Origin of the sequence: Bifidobacterium sp. M0307, from assembly GCF_016100445.1 — a bacterium.
Lineage (GTDB): Bacteria > Actinomycetota > Actinomycetes > Actinomycetales > Bifidobacteriaceae > Bombiscardovia > Bombiscardovia coryneformis.
In genome coordinates this window covers 663,697-683,069 of the sequence record NZ_JACFSL010000001.1, presented here as the reverse complement: position 1 = coordinate 683,069, position 19,373 = coordinate 663,697, and the positions used below count along the sequence as shown (strand labels likewise).

The window sequence follows — 19,373 nt, the reverse complement described above, 5'->3', positions numbered from 1 at the left end:
ATTCTCTTTCGAGAGAGGTGGGTACGAGAGTCGAACTCGTCTATACGGCTTTGCAGGCCGCTGCCTAACCGCTTGGCTAACCCACCGTATTGGTTAAACTGCTCGGAAACCTCGAGCGGGCAACGGGACTCGGACCCGCGGTCTCGACCTTGGCAAGGTCGCGCTTTACCAACTAAGCTATGCCCGCACTTCAAACAATCACTCACATGACTGCCTGAGCACGAGAAACTACTATATCCGCGATTACGGATTGTGGCAACAAGAGCGTGTCGCCGCCCCTCCGCTGATGGCATACCCCGCCCTTGGATGCCTGTACACCGGTAATCTGAAAGATATGAGTGAAGAAGCCAAGCAGCACTGCGTCATGGTATCGGCTTTTGACGGATGGAATGATGCCTGCTCAGCCTCGACCAATGTGATTCGTCACCTCCTTGAGGCCTACGACTCGCATGAGGTCGGCAACATCCATGGCGAGGGGTTTTACGACTATCAGATATCACGCCCCATGCTCTGCCATGTACAGGGTCGGAGGCGTATTGTCTGGCCCGCAACCAAGTTCTATCGGGTGCGGATCAATGCCAGTCTCACCCTGCTTTTGGAGATGGGGCCCGAGCCGAACTACCGCTGGACTGACTTCTGCCGTCAGAGTATCCACATGGCCGAAGACTACGAAGTGGACTCCATCATCACCCTGGGTTCCATGTTTGCCGATTGTCCTCACACCAGACCACTGCCCATAGACGACCTGGCAGGAGACCAGGCCACCATGGACACGGATGGTCATTCCGGCCCCATCGGCATTCCGACCGTCCTCGACTCCCTGGCAGCCCAGGACGGATACACAACCGAATCCGTATGGGTCTCAGTACCGCAGTACCTGGGAAGCGATGAATGCGCCCAGGCCACTCTGCAACTGTTGGAACGTCTCTCTTCGATGTTGGGTGTCGGTCTGGAGCGGGGGCATCTGCCCCGTAAGGCCGAGGAGTGGAAAGCCCAGGCCGCAGTCCTCCTGCACTGCAACGACGACCTGGCTGGTTATGTACATCGCCTGGAGATGGAAGCCGACAAGCAATCGGCCGACCGGATGAACATGCAGGTTGACGAACCGACAGCCCATGAACTGGTCAAGGAAGCGGAGGACTTCCTGAGATCGATGGGGGACAAGGGCCAGGGTGGGAATTCCAATGGCTAGGACAGGAACCGGCTCATCTTTCGGCTTGTCTGACTGACGGCATAATCTGTGCTCGATAACCATGTCCAGCCTGCACCCTGTAACGCGGGCTCCGATAGCAAGGACGGCATTCATGACGCAGTCGAACATCTCCATACAGTTGAGCGGTGAAAACAAGGAGGTGGCAGCGGATCTGACTGGTGTCCAGCTATTTGCTGATGACAAGGACATCGTTGCGGTCAGAATCAATGGGCAACCGCGCGACCTTTATACCCCCCTTCACGATGGTGATTCAGTTGAGCCCATCGAGCTGGCCAGCGAGGACGGACTGGCCATCATGCGGCACTCCGCGACCCATGTCATGGCCCAGGCTGTCCAGGAAATCAGGCCGGATGCCAAACTGGGAATCGGCCCGGTGATCAAGGACGGGTTCTACTACGACTTCGATGTTGAGCAGCCCTTCACTCCCGACGATCTCAAGGAGATCGAGAAGCGGATGAAGCGGATCATCAAATCCTCCCAGCGCTTCCAGCGGCGGGTGGTGAGTGAGGAAGAGGCCCGTGCCGAAGAACAGGGTCAGCCTTACAAACTGGAGCTGATAGGGGCCAAGGAGGCCGAAATCAGCGGTGAGGAAGCCACAGAGGTAGCCACTGGTGGTGAGCTGACCATGTACGACAACCTCGATCGTGACGGGAACACGGTGTGGACGGACCTTTGCCGCGGGCCCCACCTGCCCAATACTCGCTATATTCAAAGCTTCAAACTGATGCGTACGGCCGCGGCCTACTGGCGTGGCGACGAGAAGAATCCCATGCTTCAGCGCATCTACGGCACCGCCTGGGCCTCCAAGGAGGACCTGAAGGCATACTTGGCCCGGCTGGAGGAGGCCGCCAAGCGCGACCACCGCAAGTTGGGCGCCGAAATGGACCTGTTCTCGTTCCCGGACGAAATCGGTTCCGGCCTGCCGGTCTTCCATCCCAAGGGTGCCGCAATCATCAACGCCATGGAGGACTACTCCCGCCAGATGCACCGCCGCAACGGGTACTCCTTCGTCCAGACCCCGCATATCACCAAGGGGCATCTCTACGAGATTTCCGGGCACCTGCAGTGGTACAAGGACGGCATGTACCCTCCCATGCATCTGGACGAGGAGCAGAATGAGGAAGGGCAGGTGACCAAGCAGGGGTTCGACTACTACCTGAAGCCGATGAACTGCCCCATGCACAACCTGATCTTCAAGTCCCGCCAGCGCTCATACAAGGAACTGCCGCTCAGGCTCTTCGAGTTCGGCACGGTCTACAGGTATGAGAAGTCCGGCGAAGTCCACGGTCTGACCCGTGTAAGGGGATTGACCCAGGACGACTCCCACATCTACTGCACCAGGGAGCAGATGAAGGGGGAGCTGACCAGCCTGCTCCAGTTCGTACTGAAGGTACTCAAGGACTTCGGCCTGAACGACTTCTACCTGGAACTCTCCACCAAGGACCCGCACAAGTTCGTCGGATCGGATGAGGTATGGGAGGAAGCCACCAACACCCTCGCCCAGGTGGCGAAGGACTCAGGTCTGGAACTGGTGGATGACCCCGAGGGCGCCGCCTTCTACGGCCCCAAGATCTCCGTCCAGGCCCGCGACGCCATAGGGCGTACCTGGCAGGTATCGACCATCCAGCTGGACTTCAACCTCCCCGAACGTTTCCAGCTTGAGTATGTTGCGGCCGATGGTTCCCATCAACGTCCGGTCATGATCCACCGGGCCCTCTTCGGATCCATCGAGCGGTTCTTCGCCATCCTCCTGGAGCACTATGCCGGCGCCTTCCCGGCGTGGCTGGCCCCTGTCCAGGTGCAGGCCATTCCCGTGGCCGACGAGTTCGCCCCGCATCTTGAATCCTTCCTAGAGGAACTCAGGGACGATATGGTCCGTTGCGAAATCGACCGCTCCGACGACAGATTCGGCAAGAAGATCCGTAACGCCTCCAAGTCCAAGGCTCCATTCATCCTGATTGCCGGCGAGGAGGATGTCTCCAGGAACGCGGTGTCCTTCCGCTTCCGTGACGGCAGCCAACTCAACGGAGTCCCGGTTGACTCCGCCCGCAAGTGGATTGCCGAGGCCATCAGGGCACGGGCACTGATCAATTCAGTCGACGACTTCACTTCGCAGACATCCGCCACGGATTCGCAGCAGGACTGAGGCAGGACCGAACCATGTTCGAACATTTACGTGGCCCCTGGAAGCGCATCATCGCACCGATAGCCAGGGGGCTGGTACGGATTGGAATCAGTGCCAACGGGGTAACCATCATCGGCGCTGTCGGTACCGTTGTGGTGGCAATCGCCACAGGTTTGACCGGGTGGCTCCTGCCCGGTGCAGTGGTCCTGGCCGTTCTGGTTGCGTTCGACTCCCTGGACGGGTCCGTGGCCGCACTGACCGGTGGCGGCACACAGTTCGGGGCCTTCCTGGATTCCACCCTGGACAGGATTGCCGACTGGGCGGTCCTGGCCGGTGTCATCATCTACTTGCGCCGTCATGAGGTGCTCTGGGCTTCGGATCCGACCCATCATGGACCTGATGTATGGGCGCAGATCGGTATGGCTGCGGCCCTGTTCGCCATCATGACCTCTTTCGTCACTTCCTATGCCCGCGCCAGAGCCGAGGCTGAGGGTTTCGAAGCCAAGAACGGCATCGCCACCCGGTCCGACCGTCTGGTCATCATTCTGGTGGGGATGGCCCTGACCGGTGCTGGCCTCCCCTTGGCGGTCCTCAGCTGCTTCCTGGTGGTTCTCGCTCTTCTCGGCATCGTCACGGTCTGGCAGCGGATCAGTCTTGTCAACCGTGCCATGAGCAAGAATCCACAACCTGCCGATCCCAGCCACGAGTGAGGCCATATGCTGGACCGCTTGTTGATCCTGACTGCGAGGTATGCCCGCTGGATACCTGAAACCCTTCTGCGGGGGTTTTTCCTCCTGGCGGCCGATGTCTCCTGGCTTCTGCATGTCGGTGGGGTCAGGCAGCTTGAGGCCAATCTGGCCCATGTAGTGGGACCAGTAGGCAGGAAACAGCTTCGACATATCAGCAGACGGGGCATGCGGTCCTATTTCACGTACTTCTCCGAGGCGCTGACCGTGGGCGCCAGGACGACAGAGCAGCTCAAGGCACGAATCAGACCAGCAGGGACCGGGTATCCCGAGCCAGCCAAGACCATGATTGAATCCCGCTCAGTGCCTATCGGCATGGGTCACCAGGGTAATTGGGACTATGCCGGGTTCTGGGCAGGCAGGGCTGTCGGCCCCGTCACTACCGTTGCCGAACGTCTGTCCAACGAGGAGCTGTTGGAGACCTTCGCCCAGATTCGCCGTGATCTGGGGATCAACATCATACTTACCGGAGAGCATGGCATCACGGAGCGGTTGTCGGACACACTTGCGAGTCCTGAACAGGTGGTTCCCCTCCTCGCCGACCGTGATCTGAGCCGAAACGGGGTCTTCGTCAGGGCATTTGACTCCTGGATTCGAGTGGCGGCTGGCCCTGCCGTCATCGCATTGGATTCCCACCTTCCCCTGTACACGGTCAACATGTATCGCGAACGATTGACCGGTGACCGCAGGCATCAGGCCGGAACGCCCCTGGGCTACATCTGTTCGATCGACGGCCCGATAGACACCGATGCCTTCCAAGGTCTTCCACGAGACCAGGCCGTCCAAGAGCTCAGCCAGGCCTGGGTGGACCAGTGGTCGCGCGGTATCATGGAACATCCTGAGGACTGGCATATGCTCCAGCCGATCTTCATCGATGACCTTGATCTGTCGCGGATGCACGCGGTACCTGAACACATATCCGCCGAAGTAGAGCTGAGGCGGGGAAAGGCACGGGGGAACCGGTCTTGAGTGCAACCAAGGAAAACACGAATCCGGATACCACCAGGATGGATCCCCTTGAAGGCCGGCATCTCCGGGTCGGTATCATCTCTCCCTACTCCTTCGAAACCCCAGGCGGGGTCCAACTCCACATACGAGACTTCGCCCAGCAGCTCTTGAAGCGCGGACACCACGTCCAGGTCCTGGCTCCGGGGCGAAGAACCAACGACATGCCCCTCTGGGTGCAGACCACGGGGTCTTCATTCTCCGTGCCTTACAACGGATCGGTGGCCAATCTCAGCTACTTCGGGTCCGCTGGCCGCGTCACCCGTCAGTGGGTGCGTCAGGGGCGTTTCGACATTCTCCATCTCCACGAGCCCGAGGTGCCCAGCCTTAGTCACAAACCGCTAATCAAGGGTTTCCTTCATAGTCCCTGCGTGGCCACCTTCCATGCCTCCTTCGATACCTACCCGCTGGCCATGAGGCTCACCCAGCCCTATCTGCGCTCACGGCTGTCCGGAATCAGCCAGGCCATCTGCGTCAGCAGGTCAGCCATGCAGACCGCCCAGCACATCCTGACGGACCGTACCAATACGCAGATCATCCCCAACGGCATCGATGCCGGCTTCTTCCGCGATGCCGCCCCCAAACCCGCCTGGCAGGGAAGACCAGGAGCCCCCACCATAGGTTTCCTGGGCAGAATGAAAGAAGACCGCAAGGGATTCCGTATCCTTGCCCAGGCGGCCCCGACCATTCTCGATGCCGTACCCGATGCCCGGTTCCTCTGCGCCGGAGACGGGGAGGCTGAGGCAAGGCGGATGCTCGAGGAGATCGATCCCGGTCTGCTCAGCCATGTCACCTTCCTGGGAAGAATCAGCGACGATGACAAGGCCGCCTTTTACCACAGTCTGACCGCCTACGTGGCACCACAGACCGGCGGCGAGAGCTTCGGAATAGTCCTGACCGAGGCAATGGCCGCCGGTTGCCCCATTGTGGCTTCGGACCTCCAGGCCTTCCGGGACGTCTCCCAGGAGGGAACAAGGGCCAGGCTCTTCACCAATGGCGACCCCATGGACTGCGCACGGGCGGTCCTCGAACTCATCGGTCAGGACGACACCCGGCGTGATCTGTCAAGACTGGGCCAGGAGCGTGCCTTGGACTATGACTGGGACCATGTGGCCGAGCAGGTGCTCGAGGTATACGCCCAGGCACTTGCAGAAGAGGCTCCCGGCAGCAGGGGATGGAACCCTTTGAAGAAACATTTCGGGAAGTGAACACGACACCGTCGAACCGGGCATTTCCCAGAGCGAAGACAGTTGGCACCCGGCCCTCTCGACCTTTATGATTGTCAAAGAGCCAAATTAGAATTCCATTCGTTTACGCATTCGTACCGTCAGGAGTCATATGTCAGGGCATTCGAAGTGGGCCACCACCAAGCACAAGAAGGCAGCCATCGACGCCAAGCGTGGAAAGCTCTTCGCCAAGCTGATCAAGAACATCGAGATCGCCGCCCGTACCGGTGGCGGTGACCCCGACGGCAACCCGACCCTTTACGATGCCATCGTCAAGGCCAAGAAGTCATCCGTTCCCGCCGACAACATCTCCAGGGCCGTAAAGCGCGGTTCCGGTGAGGAGGCCGGGGCTGCCAACTACGAGACCATCGTCTATGAGGGCTATGCTCCTGCCGGCGTAGGCATCATCATCGAGTGCCTGACGGACAACAGGAACCGCGCTGCGGCAGAGGTTCGCTCCACACTGACCAAGGGTGGCGGCTCCCTGGCCCAGAACGGGTCCGTCAGCTTCAACTTCGAGCGCAAGGGTCAGATTGTGGTCCCCGCTGAGGGCACTGACTACGATACGGTCTTCGAGAAGGCCGCCGAGGCAGGTGCCGAGGATGTCGAAGACAACGGTGAGAGCTTCACCGTCCTGACCGACCCCAGCGATATGGTCGCGGTCCGCAAGGCCCTTCAGGACGCAGGAATCGACTACGATTCCGCCGACCTGGTCCTTAACCCCAAGAACGAGGTCTCCCTGGATCTCGATTCTGCCCGCAAGGTCTCCAAGTTGATTGACAATCTGGACGATCTTGACGACGTTCAGGAAATCTACAGCAACTGGACCGCCCCTGACGACGTCCTGTCCCAACTGGACGAAGAGTGAATCAGTGATTGTTCTCGGCGTCGATCCGGGCCTTACCCGTTGCGGCGTCGGCGTTATAGAAGCCGGTGCATCGCGCCGGCTTTCCTTTATTCACGTCGATGTGGTCCGCTCCGACCCGGACCTGTCCCAGGACCTGCGTCTGCTGGCCATATACAACGGCCTGAGCGACAAGATCGACCGGTTCAGCCCCGATGTCGTTTCCATCGAGCGGGTCTTCGCGCAGTCCAACCGGAATACGGTTCTTGGAACAGCCCAGGCCGCAGGACTGGCCATGTTGGCAGCCGCTCAACGTGGCATCCCTGTAGCCCTCCATACGCCGACCGAGGCCAAGATGGCAGTGACGGGCAATGGGCAGGCCGAGAAGATACAGGTTGAGCGCATGGTTGCACGGATACTGAAGCTGGACAGGCTGCCGCAACCGGCTGATGCGGCCGATGCCCTGGCTCAGGCCATCTGTCACGCGCTCCGGCCAGCAGGAGCCCTACAGGGCGGGGAGCGGGAGGAACACTTGACACCCGCACAGCGTCAGTGGGCACGGGCAGCCGCGCGACAGGGCAATCATGGGGGAGTCCACAGAGGAATGTAAGCTGATTCGAACAGACGTTCGAATATCTGGGACAACAACCGTAGAGGTGATTAATTGCTGGCTATGCTGACAGGACGTGTGTCCGCCATCGAGGCGGGATGCGCCGTCATCGACGTATCCGGGGTGGGGTATGAGGTCCGTATGCCCCAATCCGACCTTGGGTCAATGAGATCGGAATCGACCGTTACGGTTTTCACCTCCTTGAACATCTCCCAGGATTCCGTGACTCTTTATGGGTTCCTCTCCCGTTCCTCCAAGACCCTCTTCATCCAGCTGCAGAAGGTGAGCGGCATCGGCCCACGTGTGGCTCTCTCCATCCTTTCGACCCTTACCCCGGACCAGCTGGCGCAGGCCGTGGCGGACGGCGATTCCACAGCCCTGTCTCGGTCACCGGGCCTGGGAAAGAAAGGTGCCCAGAAGATAATCCTGGAGCTCTCAGGAAAACTGGACATCAGCAGTATCGGAAGCACTCAACCCCGTAAGAACATCGATTCAGGCAGTCGACAGGTAGTCGAGGGTCTTGTCTCCCTTGGGTGGCAGCAGCACGATGCCGAGCAAGCCGTCAACAAGGTCTGCAAGGAGAACGATTTCCCGATGCCACTGAGCAAGCAGGATGTCCCCAAGGTCCTCAAGCAGGCCTTGACCCTCCTGGATAGGGGGCGCTGACGTGCCGATCTTGTCGAATGAGCCCTCAAACGAGGACGCCAACGAGGAATCCCTCCGCATGGTTTCGGCCAGACCCATTGAGGGGGAACCAGTCAGTGATGAGGAGCTGCGGCCGGATTCCCTATCGGGTTTCATTGGCCAACCCAGGCTTAAAGCCCAGCTCAAGCTCTTCCTTGAAGCCGCCGTCAAGCGGGACGTTGCCCCCGACCACATACTCCTTGCAGGTCCTCCCGGATTGGGCAAGACAACCCTGGCCATGATTGTGGCGCATGAGCTCGAGGTCCCGATTCGGGTGACATCGGGACCTGCTGTCCAACATGCGGGTGATCTCGCCTCCATTCTGAGTTCACTGGAGGCGGGCGAGGTCCTCTTCATCGACGAGATTCACCGTCTGCCCAGGGCTGCGGAGGAGCTCTTATACATAGCCATGGAGGACTTCCGTGTCGATGTCATGGTGGGCAAGGGTCCCGGCGCCTCGTCGATTCCCCTGACCCTGCCCAGGTTCACGGTCATCGGCGCCACCACCCGTGAAGGCATGTTGCCCTCCCCGCTTAGGGCCAGGTTCGGCTTCACGGCCCATTTGGACTTCTACCCCCATGGGGAATTGGAAAAACTGATCGAGCGTTCGGCTTCGGTCCTGGGCCTCTCCCTGGAGGACGATGCCGCCCGCCAGCTCTCCCTAAGGTCCCGGGGCACACCCCGAATCGCAAACAGATTGCTGAGAAGGGTCCGAGACTGGGCCATCGTCCACGATCTCCCCTCCGTTGGTCCGAATGACGTCAAGGAGGCCCTCGCGCTCTACCAGATTGATTCCGAGGGACTGGACAGGCTGGATATGGCAGTTCTCAAGGCCATTGTCAATAGCTTTGACGGGGGACCTGTCGGCCTGAACAATCTCGCTGCCATGGTGGGGGAGGAGTCCGAGACCGTGGAAACCGTCTGCGAACCCTATCTGGTCCGTGAGGGCTTCCTGGTACGAACCCCCAAGGGCCGCGTTGCCACTCCTAAAGCATGGGAACACTTGGGTAAAAAACCCGCCAAGGATGTCATGAAGCTGTTTTAGACTAAGTATTTCAGACAGTATGCATGGCCGACTGTTTATTCCGGCCACAATATGAGGAGTCGACAGGAATTATGGAATCCATGCTATTTATGATTGTCATCATCGCGCTGATGATTCTGATGATGTGGGTTAGTGGCCGCAAGAGCAAGCAGCAGCAAACCGCCATCCAGGACTTTCGCCAGTCTCTGAAGCCCGGCGACGAGGTGGCCACCAGCACCGGACTATTGGGGAAGATCGCTTCGGTGGACCAAGAGAAGGAGCAGGTGGTCATAGACTCCGAAGGCTCCCTGTCCCGTTGGCGCATCCAAGCCATCACCAAGCCGCCGATTGTCCCTGCATATGTGCATGACGACGAGGTCGATGAGGAGGGCAATCCCCTGCCAGAAGTTGAAAACGAGCAGGATGACTCCCCGTCTGATTCGTCAGAGCAGAGTTTCAAGGCAGACAAGGTCGACGACGAATCCAAGGATTCCACCGACAAGACCACATCTGCAGATTCCCGAGAGTAGGCTTCTGCTGAACCTATCCGAGCAGTGACAACTGCCATTACAGGGTTTGTCGATTAAAAAACGCCTCGTGTGACATCGAACAGGTATGATTACAGAGTCTTATCAGTTCAAAGGAGCGAGACAGAAAGAAGAACATGGCTCATTCTGGCGATATTGAAATCGGACAGCTCGAGGTTGTAGGCGAGAGCGACGCCAATTATCTCATCTCCTTGATTCGCACCATACCCGATTTCCCCAAGCAGGGGATTCTTTTCAGGGACTTCATCCCCGCGCTCTCTGACTCACGCGGCCTGGGCATCCTGCTCGATGCCATGGAGAAGACCCTTCCGGTTCCTGTCGATCAGTTCGATCTGGTTGCCGGACTGGAGGCCCGAGGATTCCTGATTGGGCCTCAGCTTGCCGCCAAGACGGGCAAGGGGTTCCTGGCCATCCGCAAGGAGGGGAAGCTCCCTCCTGAAACCCTGTCCCAGGAGTACTCACTTGAGTATGGCAATGCCAGAATCGAGATAGAGAAGTCCTGCATTCAGCCCGGTCAGCGTGTCCTCATAGTCGACGACCTCATTGCCACGGGTGGCTCCGCCCAGGCCGCCGCCCGCCTAATTGAGCAGGCTGGGGGTCAAGTGGCAGGGTTCAGCTTTGTCATGGAACTCAATGGCCTTAAAGGCCGCGAAGCTCTGGGGTCTTACCCGGCATCCAGCCTGCTCAATATGCCGGCCTGATCGCAAAGGAGGAGCAGACCCATGGATCTCTATGAGTACCAGGCCAGGCAGCTGCTTGAGGAGCACGGGATTCCCCAACCGCGTGCCGTCTATGCCTCCACAGTCGAAGAGGCCGGAGAGGCCGCGGATACCATCGGCTACCCCTGTATGGTCAAGGGACAGGCCACCATTGGCCATCGCGGTCAGGCCGGTGCCGTGAAGCGTGCGCACAATAGGGAAGAAGCCATGCAACTGGCCGAGCAGATTCTTCCCATGACCATTTCCGGTCATCCGGTCAGGGGAGTCCTGATCACCAAGGCTGAGAACATCCTGCATGAGTACTACGTGTCCATCTCCGTGGATCGCGCTTCAAGGGATTACGATGTCCTCGCCACTGCCAACGGTGGAACCGAGGTTGAGGCGGTCGCCCTACAACACCCGGAGTCGGTCAAGCGCCTGCACATCAGCCCCCTGGAGGTCTTCGACCGTCAGGCCGCAAAAGCCATGGCTGGTCGCATCGGTTTCTATCATGCCGATTTGGACCAGGCCGCCGACATCCTTCTTCATATGTGGGAGACCTTCCAGGAGTGTGATGCCACACTGGTGGAAATCAATCCTCTGGCCAAGGTCGGTGACCCGGACGATGAATCGACCAAGCACCTTGATGCCTTGGACGCCAAAATCTCTTTGGACGGAAATGCGGCCTTCCGCCATGATGGCTGGGCTCGTTTCTCCGACAGTGACCAGGATGATCCCTATGAGCGCAAGGCCAAGGAAAATGGCCTGCACTACGTACATCTCAACGGTCAGGTCGGAGTAATCGGAAACGGAGCCGGTCTTGTCATGAGCTCTCTGGACGCGGTCTCCGGAGCAGGTAAAGAGCAGGGAACCGCAATCAAGCCCGCCAACTTCCTCGACATCGGAGGTGGTGCCTCGGCCCAGGTCATGGAAACCAGCCTGGATGTGGTTCTGTCCGACCCCCAAGTGCGTTCCGTTATGGTCAATGTCTACGGTGGCATCACCTCGTGCGCCCAGGTCGCACAGGGGATCGTGCAGGCAGTTTCCCACCGGGACGACCCCAGGCCCATTGTGGTCCGCTTTGACGGCAACGCAGCCCAGGAAGGGCTGAGCATCATCGCAGAGAGCCACGATTCCCGCCTTACAGTGGCGGATACCATGGAGGAGGCCGCAGCCCAGGCTGTCCGCCTGGCCAAAGCCAGCACAGCTTCCGATTCCAAGGAGGGTGAGTGATGGCCCTGTTCATTGATGACGGAGCGCCGGTGATCGTCCAGGGGATGACCGGGCACCAAGGCATGGTCCACACCGCCAGGATGATTCAGGCAGGGACCAGGATCGTTGGAGGGGTCAACCCCCGCAAGGCCGGAACCAGCGTCGACTTCGCCGCGACTGACAGTACCACCGTCATACAGGTCCCGGTCTTCGCCGACTGTGCCCAAGCCGTCGCTGCCACACATGCCGCCGCCTCGGTCATCTTCGTGCCGCCCAGGTTCGCCAAGGATGCCATGGTTGAGGCCATCCTCGCGGGTATTCCCCTGATTGTCGTCATTACAGAAGGTATCCCCGTAGCGGATACGGCATACTGTGTGGCTCTGGCCCACGACAAGGGCTGCCGCATCGTAGGCCCCAACTGCCCTGGGTTGATGACCCTGCCGTCGCGGACAGACGCAAAAGGCACCAATCTGGGCATCATCCCCGACGGGATTGTGGGACGCGGGCCAATCGGTCTGGTCTCCAAGTCCGGCACTCTGACTTATCAGCTGATGGGAGAGCTGGCCTCCATCGGATTCACCGCCTGCCTGGGCATAGGCGGCGACCCCATCGTGGGCACGACGATCCTTGAAGCACTCCAGGCCTTCAACAGGGACGAGGAGACCAAGGCCTGCGTTCTGATTGGCGAAATCGGTGGCACGGCCGAGCAGGATGCCGCCCGTTGGGCCTCCACCCATATGACCAAGCCGATTATTGCCTATATCGCCGGATTCACGGCCCCGGAAGGTAAGCAGATGGGCCATGCAGGAGCAATCATATCCGGCGGCAAGGGAACTGCCGCAGACAAGCAAGAGGCGCTGGAATCCATCGGCATAAAGGTCGGCACTACACCCGGCCAGACCGCTGAACTGACCAGGACCGTACTCTCGGAGCATGGCATCATATGATCGCACGTCTCAGGACCTGGGGTAAGGGAGCCTTGGAGGCCCTCCTCGCCATGTCCATCTACGCTGTGACCCTAGGGGCGTGCATGGCCCTGATGCTGCTCATCATCTCGATAGAGGAGGGCGGTCCTTCCCTGTCGATTGCCACGGTCCCTCTTACCGAGACGCTGATTCTACTCACCCAGGGAGCGGGCTTCGCCGCAGGGTCCTTGACGTTGACCATCATGCCTCTTCTGCTGACCATCGGTCTGCTGTGGCTGATCAAAGCCCTGGTCTCCTGGCGCGGCCTATCTGTGGGCGGCTGCTGTCTGGGTACCCTGACATGGATGATCCTGAACCTGGTCATCCTCCAGGGCACGCAGACGATTCAGGTGGACACCACGCCAGTCATCATATTCAAGGCCGCCCTGGTCTTCCTATCCGGCTATGCCCTGGCCGTGGTGACGTCCAAGGAGTTTCATACCTGGTGGGAGAGCGTTGTTCAGGAGAGAATCCCCACCTGGTTGCGTCGTTCAGTTCGCTTGGGTCTATCGTGGGGTGCCGCACTGGTAGGTCTATTCCTCGCGGCTGGACTGATCGCCTTAATCTGTTGGGTTGTCTTATACCATGGCGCCGTTGCCAAGCTCTTCAACCTGGCTCGGATGGGACCAGCATCTTCCGTCGTCACCTCCATCGCCTCACTGGCCTGGTTGCCGACCCTGGTGATCTGGGCTTATTCCTGGCTTATGGGTGACGGGTTCTCCATAGGAGAACTGGCCTCCTTCACTCTTTGGTCAGGGCATGCCAAGAGCCTTCCTTCCGTACCGCTCTTTGGTCTCTTCCCCGACCCCGTTGCCGACCAGGGTGTAAGGACACTCCTCCTCAACATCCCACTATTGGCCGGGCTTGTTCTGGGTGTCCTATTGCTCCTGGGCTCACGGAACCACCGACTCTTCACTGCAGTTCGCGAGCACGGCGTACTCTCCTGGACCGTTATCAGTCATTTCCTCCAGTCCACCCTGTCCATGGTCCTGGCCTGGATGACCTGCCTGATCATCTCCTGGCTGGGCTTCCTCTTCTCCAATGGATCACTCGGCACGGAGCGCCTCGCATCAGTTGGTGTCTCGATACCCGCTTCCATGAAAATGATCGCAACCTCCCTGGGCATGGGTCTTATGACCAGCTGGGTTCTTGCCATCCTGTCCGGATCATTGCTGGTGTTGTGGAAGCAGGTCCAATCGCACATCCAGATGAATGGCGCCTTGGTCAACGGTATGGCGACTTGGGATGGCGATACCGAAGAACAGGACGAGGACAATGAACCAGCAACTGATGCCTCGTCAGAAGACCTCCCGGAAAATCGCAGTCAAAACAGCAAAAGGAAAACGAACGAAGGGCAATCCGATCACCGGGAAGGATCCGGCAACGCTTCCCGTCGCGTCACTTCCACCGGGAAAAAGCCCAATCACCCTCGAACCGCGAGCAGTACCCGAAGCGCAAGGTCCAGCAGTCAGGAAAACCAATAACCAACCTATCGAAGGAGAGCCATGGCTGACACCACCAGAAGAATCGCCAGGGCATTGGTATCGGTCTATGAAAAAGAGGGACTAGAGGAGCTGGCAAGGGCCTTTGTCCAAGCCGGCACCCAGGTCGTTTCCACAGGCAGCACGGCTACAGCACTGGAAGCGATGGGGGTTCAGGTTACTCCGGTCGAAAAGGTGACAGGATTCCCGGAGAGCCTCGATGGGCGCGTCAAAACACTTGATCCCCACATCCACGCAGGCATCCTGGCGGATATGACCAACCCCAATCATGCCCGCCAACTCAAGGATTTGAAGATTCAGCCTTTTGACCTGGTCGTAGTCAACCTTTACCCCTTCGCTCAAACTGTCCTTTCGGGTGCAGACCCTGCCTCCTGCCTGGAGAAGATCGACATCGGCGGCCCTGCCATGGTCCGCGCAGCTGCCAAGAACAATGCCAGTGTTGCCATCATCACCGACTCCGCGGATTACTCCTTGGCTGCGGACCGCGTAAGTTCCGGCACCGGCTTTGACCTCGCTGAGCGCCAGGCACTCGCTGCAAAGGCCTTCGCCATGACGGCAGCCTACGACGCCGCAATCGCAGAGTGGACCGCGGAACACTGGACCTGTACTGCAGAAGACAGTTCAAGCCAGACCGTTGCATCCGGTAATCTGACCAGGACCTGGAATCTCTCACATGAGCTCCGGTACGGAGAGAACCCCCACCAGCATGCCGCCTTATACCTTGATCCGCTGGATCGAACAGGATTTGCCTCCGCAAACCAACTGGGTGGAGCCAAGGCCATGAGTTATAACAACTACGTGGATGCGGATTCGGCTTGGCGTACGGTCTGGGACTTCGCCGACCGTCCTGCCGTGGCCGTGGTAAAGCACTCCAATCCCTGTGGTCTGGCCATCGGCGAGACTATCGCTCAAGCCCACCTCAAGGCCCATGCCTGCGACCCCATGAGCGCCTACGGCGGAGTCATCGCCGCCAATCGCCCAGTCACCCTTGCCATGGCAAAACAGGTCAAACCAATCTTCACCGAGGTCATCGTGGCCCCGGATTACGAGGACGAGGCCCTTGACCTCCTCAAAACCAAGAAGAACCTGCGTATCCTCAAGGTAGAGCGTCCGCCCCGACATCTGCCATTCCTGCGTCCCATCGACGGAGGGGTCCTGGTGCAGTCCGAAGATCTGATTGACGCCCCGGGTGACAACCCGGACAGTTGGCGACTGGTTTCCGGCCCGGAACCCGACGACCGGACCATGAACGACCTGATGTTCGCCTGGCGCGCCATTCGCTCAGTCAAGTCCAATGCCATCCTTCTGGCCCATGATGGTGCAACCGTGGGCATCGGTATGGGCCAGGTCAACCGAGTCGATTCCAGTCATCTGGCTGTAGAGAGGGCCAACACCCTGGCCGAGGGCCTTAACCGTGCCAAGGGCTCCGTTGCGGCTTCCGACGCATTCTTCCCCTTCGCCGACGGTCTGGAATACCTGGCCAAGGCCGGAGTGGTGGCTGCAGTCCACCCGGGTGGATCCATCAGGGACGAAGAGGTCATCGAGGCTGCCAAAAAAGCCGGCATGACCATGTACCTTACCGGAACCAGACACTTCTTCCACTGAAGCGCATCAAAGCGGGGGAGGGCAGGCGTCCCTTCCCCCCGCTTGTTATACCCCGACATACACCCTCCCGATGAGGCTACGGTGATAGGATAAGTGGACTGTCAGCGAGGAAGCTGCTGGATGCCTATGACTCAAAGGAGACCAAGGTGACATATCAGACCGTAAACCCGTATACGAATGAGCTCATCAAGACCTATCCCGATGCCACTGATGCGGACCTGGAGGATGCCCTGGCGACCGGGCATGCCCTCTACAAGCGCTGGAGGAGAGAGGATGGTGCCTCGGAACGTGCCGGGCAGCTCCGCCGGGTAGCGGATATCTTCCGTCAGGAAAAGGATGCCCTTGCCGCAAATCTGACCAAGGACATGGGGAAGCTGATTACCGAAGCTCGGGCAGAGGTTGAGCTCTGTGCAAACATCGCCCAGTACTTCGCCGACAAGGCCGAAGACCTGCTCAAACCGACTCCTTTGGACAACCCCGCAGGCAAGGCCTATTACGTCAAACAGGCCACCGGCGTATTGGTCATGGTCGAGCCTTGGAACTTCCCCTACTACCAGATCATGCGGGTCTTTGCCCCCAACTTCATCCTGGGCAACCCGATGATCCTCAAGCACGCCTCCAATGTACCCGCCTCGGCAAGGGCCTTCGAGGACGCTGTTCTGCGCGCCGGTGCACCCGAGGGCAGCCTGACCAACCTCTTCATCAACTATGATCAGGTCGACAAGGCCATCGCGGACAAGCGGGTGGCAGGTGTGGCATTGACTGGTTCGGAGCGCGGCGGGGCCTCAGTGGCCAAGTCGGCCGGGATGCACCTGAAGAAGTCCTCCATGGAGCTGGGCGGCAATGACGCCTTCATCATTTTGGATGATGCCGATTGGAACCTCCTCAGGAAGGTGGCGCCGGGTGCCAGACTGATGAATGCAGGCCAGGTATGCTGCGCCTCCAAGCGCTTCATCGTCATGGCCGACAAGTACGACGATTTTGTCTCCATGATGGTGGAGTCCTTCTCCAAACTGGTGATGGGTGATCCAAGCAACCCTGAGACCACCATGGCCCCCATGTGCACGACCCATGCTCGCGATGGCCTCCAGAAGCAGCTGAATCAGGCCGTCGCAGCCGGCGCCAAGGTCGCGTACGGAAACAAACCTGTCGATTCCCCCGGGGCTTTCCTGATGCCTACCATCCTTACGGACATCACCAAGGACAATCCGGCATACGACCAGGAGATGTTCGGACCTGTGGCGACCATCTACAAGGTCAATTCCGAAGACGAGGCCATCGAACTGGCCAACGACTCCAGCTACGGCCTGGGTGGAACGGTCTTCTCGCAGGACATCGAGCACGCCGATGAGCTGGCCCGTCGGATCGAGACCGGGATGACCTTCATCAACGGCGGCTGGGTGACCGTGCCGGAACTGCCCTTTGGCGGGATCAAGAACTCCGGCTATGGAAGAGAGCTCTACAGTCTGGGCTTTGACACCTTCGCCAACGAGCATCTCATTTTTGACCACGACCACTGATTGAACAACTGATCCAGCGTTATAAGAGAGGTGTCAACGTCCTTCGCGGGGCGTTGACACCTTTTGTTGATTCGCTCGGTCCGGGAATCTTCTATGCGAAGAACCGGGATCGCACCAAGAACCGTCCTTCAATACGCTCAGGCGGCCAGGTGAATCGTAACCGGGGGCCATTCCTTGTTCCATTCTTCCTGAACTTGCCGCGTAGGGGAGGGGTACCCTGTTGGCACAGGTTGGTAGACTGCGGAGAAGAAAAAGCGATATCACAGGAAGGCCAATGATGAAATCGGCGGCGCAGCATGCAGACTCCGGGGCTCTGACCTCTTCCGTACAAGGTCGCGAGCAGGCGAATGAAGTTGAGAGAACGCCGAACCGGGAGTCGCATGGACATCCTTTCGTTTCGGAGTCGCATGAGGGGCATCCCATCTTCGAGGGGGTCATCTTCCTTGTTGTCATCGCATCGGCACTGGTAGCCATATCCGGAAATACGATGGCCGCGACGGTCATTGTGTCCGTCGCGGCCATCGTATCAGGAGTACTCCGCCTGATACTCAGGAAGAAAAGCCCCTGGAAGGTCAGGTCGGTCGCTTTCGACTCCTTCATCGGCATCTGCCTGGGAGTCGGGCTCCTTCTGACCTATCTGAGTATCCAGCTCCTGCTTTAGTCTTCCGAGTCTGAGGAAGCCTTGGCCTGCTGGTCCTCTTTCAGACGATTCAGGTAGGAATCCACCTCGGAGGAGTGCAGATGTACCGTCGCCCCAGCGGCTGTCACTTCTGATGCGTCCTTTTCTTCCTCTGCAACGGACTTCGGGTCAGACGCCACACTGGTGTCATCGTTGCCCTTATCCTGCGACTCGTCAGAAGGATCCATTTCCTCGTTCTCGGCTACAGAAACCTCGGCGATCCGAGCGCGGTTGCGCAGACCGTCGGTGACGATGCCCGACAGGATGACAATCAATGCCACCAGGGAGGCCGCCAGAAGCGGGCAGATCCAGAAGAGCCAGAGCTGGGACAGCGGAGAAACAGCCATATCCTTGGACTGGGCAAAGACGGCGATGCCAGTGGAGCGAGCGGGGTTCAGACCGGCATTGGTGATCGGGTAGGTGATGAGGGTGCCGGCACCGTAGGCAAGGCCGGTATAGAGGGCATGGTTCTTATGCGGCCGCCCGTCCTTGCGGAGCGTGGCTACCGCTGTACCGACGACAAGCAAACCGCCGACCAGCTCGACGATGATGGCGAGGCCCGTGCCGAAGGAGATGTGGTGCTGGGCAAGCGTGGCTGCGGTGGGGGAGCCTGATCCAAAGCCGTTCACAGTAAACATGAGCCAGGTCTTGGCGGGGAAGGTCTCGTTGGACGGAACGAAACCGATCAGGACCGCTGCCGCACAGACGGCACCCACCAGTTGGGAAACGATGTAAAGGATGCCGTCAATCACCGAAATCTGCGAGGTGAACATGGCAGCCACTGTTACGGCGGGGTTGAAGTGCCCACCTGAGATTGACCCCAGCATGGCGGTGACCACGATGTAGATCACAGCGGTGCCGATGACGGGAAGGGTCACCGTGGGAACGTCCAGGAGAATCTGGCTGAACGTGAAGGTCAGGTAGAGTGCCAGGCAAATCAGGAGAGTGCCGGCAAACTCCGCTCCAACCCTGATCCATCTGATGTCCCTGGCATGGAAACCGACCTTGCCGGACGGCTTGTCGGCGGTTCCCTTGGTTTCGTTGGTCTCCTCTGCCGTGTTGTTCTGCCCGAGCTGCTGGGCAAGCGGTTCTACGGTTGGATCCACGTTCATTTCCCCTACCTTTTATCAGACTAGTCACTTGTGGCGTGAGCAATACTACTCGAAA

The 19,373-nt window shown here is 59.2% G+C and carries 18 protein-coding genes and 2 tRNA genes; 17 read left to right on the top strand and 3 right to left on the bottom strand.

Annotation, left to right across the window (positions count from 1 at the left end; translation table 11 throughout):
- Nucleotides 1-15: 15 nt before the first annotated feature.
- Both H3V08_RS02715 and H3V08_RS02710 read right to left on the bottom strand, forming a co-directional pair.
- Nucleotides 16-86 (bottom strand) — tRNA-Cys (locus H3V08_RS02715).
- A 28-nt stretch (nt 87-114) separates the two neighbouring features.
- A tRNA-Gly gene (locus H3V08_RS02710) sits at nt 115-187 on the bottom strand.
- Between the two features lie 147 nt (nt 188-334).
- Between H3V08_RS02710 and H3V08_RS02705 the strand changes: the two genes are divergently transcribed.
- The 17 genes from H3V08_RS02705 (at nt 335) to H3V08_RS07480 (ending at nt 18,188) form a co-directional block, all read left to right on the top strand.
- Nucleotides 335-1,192, top strand: coding sequence for a PAC2 family protein (locus tag H3V08_RS02705; RefSeq protein WP_198181515.1), 858 nt, complete (start codon nt 335-337; stop codon nt 1,190-1,192).
- Between the two features lie 112 nt (nt 1,193-1,304).
- Nucleotides 1,305-3,359, top strand: a complete 2,055-nt coding sequence (thrS, locus tag H3V08_RS02700; RefSeq protein WP_198181514.1) for a threonine--tRNA ligase — start codon at nt 1,305-1,307, stop codon at nt 3,357-3,359.
- 14 nt (nt 3,360-3,373) lie between these two features.
- Complete coding sequence (gene pgsA, locus H3V08_RS02695) at nt 3,374-4,048, top strand: phosphatidylinositol phosphate synthase (protein ID WP_033490076.1); 675 nt, start codon at nt 3,374-3,376, stop codon at nt 4,046-4,048.
- Between the two features lie 6 nt (nt 4,049-4,054).
- The gene (locus H3V08_RS02690; protein WP_198181513.1) at nt 4,055-5,053 is read left to right on the top strand and encodes a phosphatidylinositol mannoside acyltransferase; all 999 of its coding nucleotides are present in this window, start codon (nt 4,055-4,057) and stop codon (nt 5,051-5,053) included.
- A gap of 38 nt (nt 5,054-5,091) precedes the next feature.
- Nucleotides 5,092-6,297 (top strand): glycosyltransferase family 4 protein, encoded by a 1,206-nt coding sequence (locus tag H3V08_RS02685; RefSeq protein WP_198182096.1) that lies wholly within the window; start codon nt 5,092-5,094, stop codon nt 6,295-6,297.
- Between the two features lie 130 nt (nt 6,298-6,427).
- A complete protein-coding gene (locus H3V08_RS02680; protein WP_033497026.1) occupies nt 6,428-7,183 on the top strand; it encodes a YebC/PmpR family DNA-binding transcriptional regulator in 756 nt (251 codons plus the stop codon).
- Nucleotides 7,184-7,187: 4 nt separating this feature from the next.
- A complete protein-coding gene (gene ruvC, locus H3V08_RS02675) occupies nt 7,188-7,769 on the top strand; it encodes a crossover junction endodeoxyribonuclease RuvC (RefSeq protein WP_033497028.1) in 582 nt (193 codons plus the stop codon).
- Between the two features lie 54 nt (nt 7,770-7,823).
- Nucleotides 7,824-8,435 (top strand): Holliday junction branch migration protein RuvA, encoded by a 612-nt coding sequence (gene ruvA, locus H3V08_RS02670; RefSeq protein WP_198181512.1) that lies wholly within the window; start codon nt 7,824-7,826, stop codon nt 8,433-8,435.
- A gap of 58 nt (nt 8,436-8,493) precedes the next feature.
- Nucleotides 8,494-9,498 carry a Holliday junction branch migration DNA helicase RuvB gene (ruvB, locus tag H3V08_RS02665; RefSeq protein ID WP_198182095.1) on the top strand — a complete coding sequence of 335 codons (1,005 nt, stop codon included), beginning with the start codon at nt 8,494-8,496 and terminating at the stop codon, nt 9,496-9,498.
- 71 nt (nt 9,499-9,569) lie between these two features.
- Nucleotides 9,570-10,007, top strand: a complete 438-nt coding sequence (locus H3V08_RS02660) for a preprotein translocase subunit YajC (protein ID WP_232340082.1) — start codon at nt 9,570-9,572, stop codon at nt 10,005-10,007.
- A gap of 134 nt (nt 10,008-10,141) precedes the next feature.
- A complete protein-coding gene (locus H3V08_RS02655) occupies nt 10,142-10,726 on the top strand; it encodes an adenine phosphoribosyltransferase (protein WP_198181510.1) in 585 nt (194 codons plus the stop codon).
- Nucleotides 10,727-10,747: 21 nt separating this feature from the next.
- Nucleotides 10,748-11,956 (top strand): ADP-forming succinate--CoA ligase subunit beta, encoded by a 1,209-nt coding sequence (gene sucC / locus H3V08_RS02650; protein WP_198181509.1) that lies wholly within the window; start codon nt 10,748-10,750, stop codon nt 11,954-11,956.
- Nucleotides 11,956-12,882, top strand: coding sequence for a succinate--CoA ligase subunit alpha (gene sucD, locus H3V08_RS02645; RefSeq protein WP_198181508.1), 927 nt, complete (start codon nt 11,956-11,958; stop codon nt 12,880-12,882). Before sucC ends, sucD begins: the two co-directional genes overlap by 1 nt.
- On the top strand, nt 12,879-14,384 hold the full coding sequence (locus tag H3V08_RS02640) for a cell division protein PerM (RefSeq protein WP_198181507.1): 1,506 nt from the start codon (nt 12,879-12,881) through the stop codon (nt 14,382-14,384). The genes sucD and H3V08_RS02640 overlap by 4 nt, the downstream gene beginning before the upstream one ends.
- 21 nt (nt 14,385-14,405) lie before the next feature.
- Complete coding sequence (gene purH, locus H3V08_RS02635) at nt 14,406-16,007, top strand: bifunctional phosphoribosylaminoimidazolecarboxamide formyltransferase/IMP cyclohydrolase (protein ID WP_198181506.1); 1,602 nt, start codon at nt 14,406-14,408, stop codon at nt 16,005-16,007.
- A 146-nt stretch (nt 16,008-16,153) separates the two neighbouring features.
- Nucleotides 16,154-17,527: an NAD-dependent succinate-semialdehyde dehydrogenase gene (locus H3V08_RS02630; RefSeq protein ID WP_198181505.1), complete on the top strand. Its 1,374-nt coding sequence runs from the start codon at nt 16,154-16,156 to the stop codon at nt 17,525-17,527.
- 274 nt (nt 17,528-17,801) lie between these two features.
- Nucleotides 17,802-18,188, top strand: a complete 387-nt coding sequence (locus H3V08_RS07480; protein WP_231570907.1) for a DUF3017 domain-containing protein — start codon at nt 17,802-17,804, stop codon at nt 18,186-18,188.
- Here the strand turns inward: H3V08_RS07480 and H3V08_RS02620 are convergent.
- On the bottom strand, nt 18,185-19,318 hold the full coding sequence (locus H3V08_RS02620) for an MIP/aquaporin family protein (protein WP_198181504.1): 1,134 nt from the start codon (nt 19,316-19,318) through the stop codon (nt 18,185-18,187). The two genes, H3V08_RS07480 and H3V08_RS02620, sit on opposite strands and share 4 nt — an antisense overlap.
- Nucleotides 19,319-19,373: the final 55 nt, after the last annotated feature.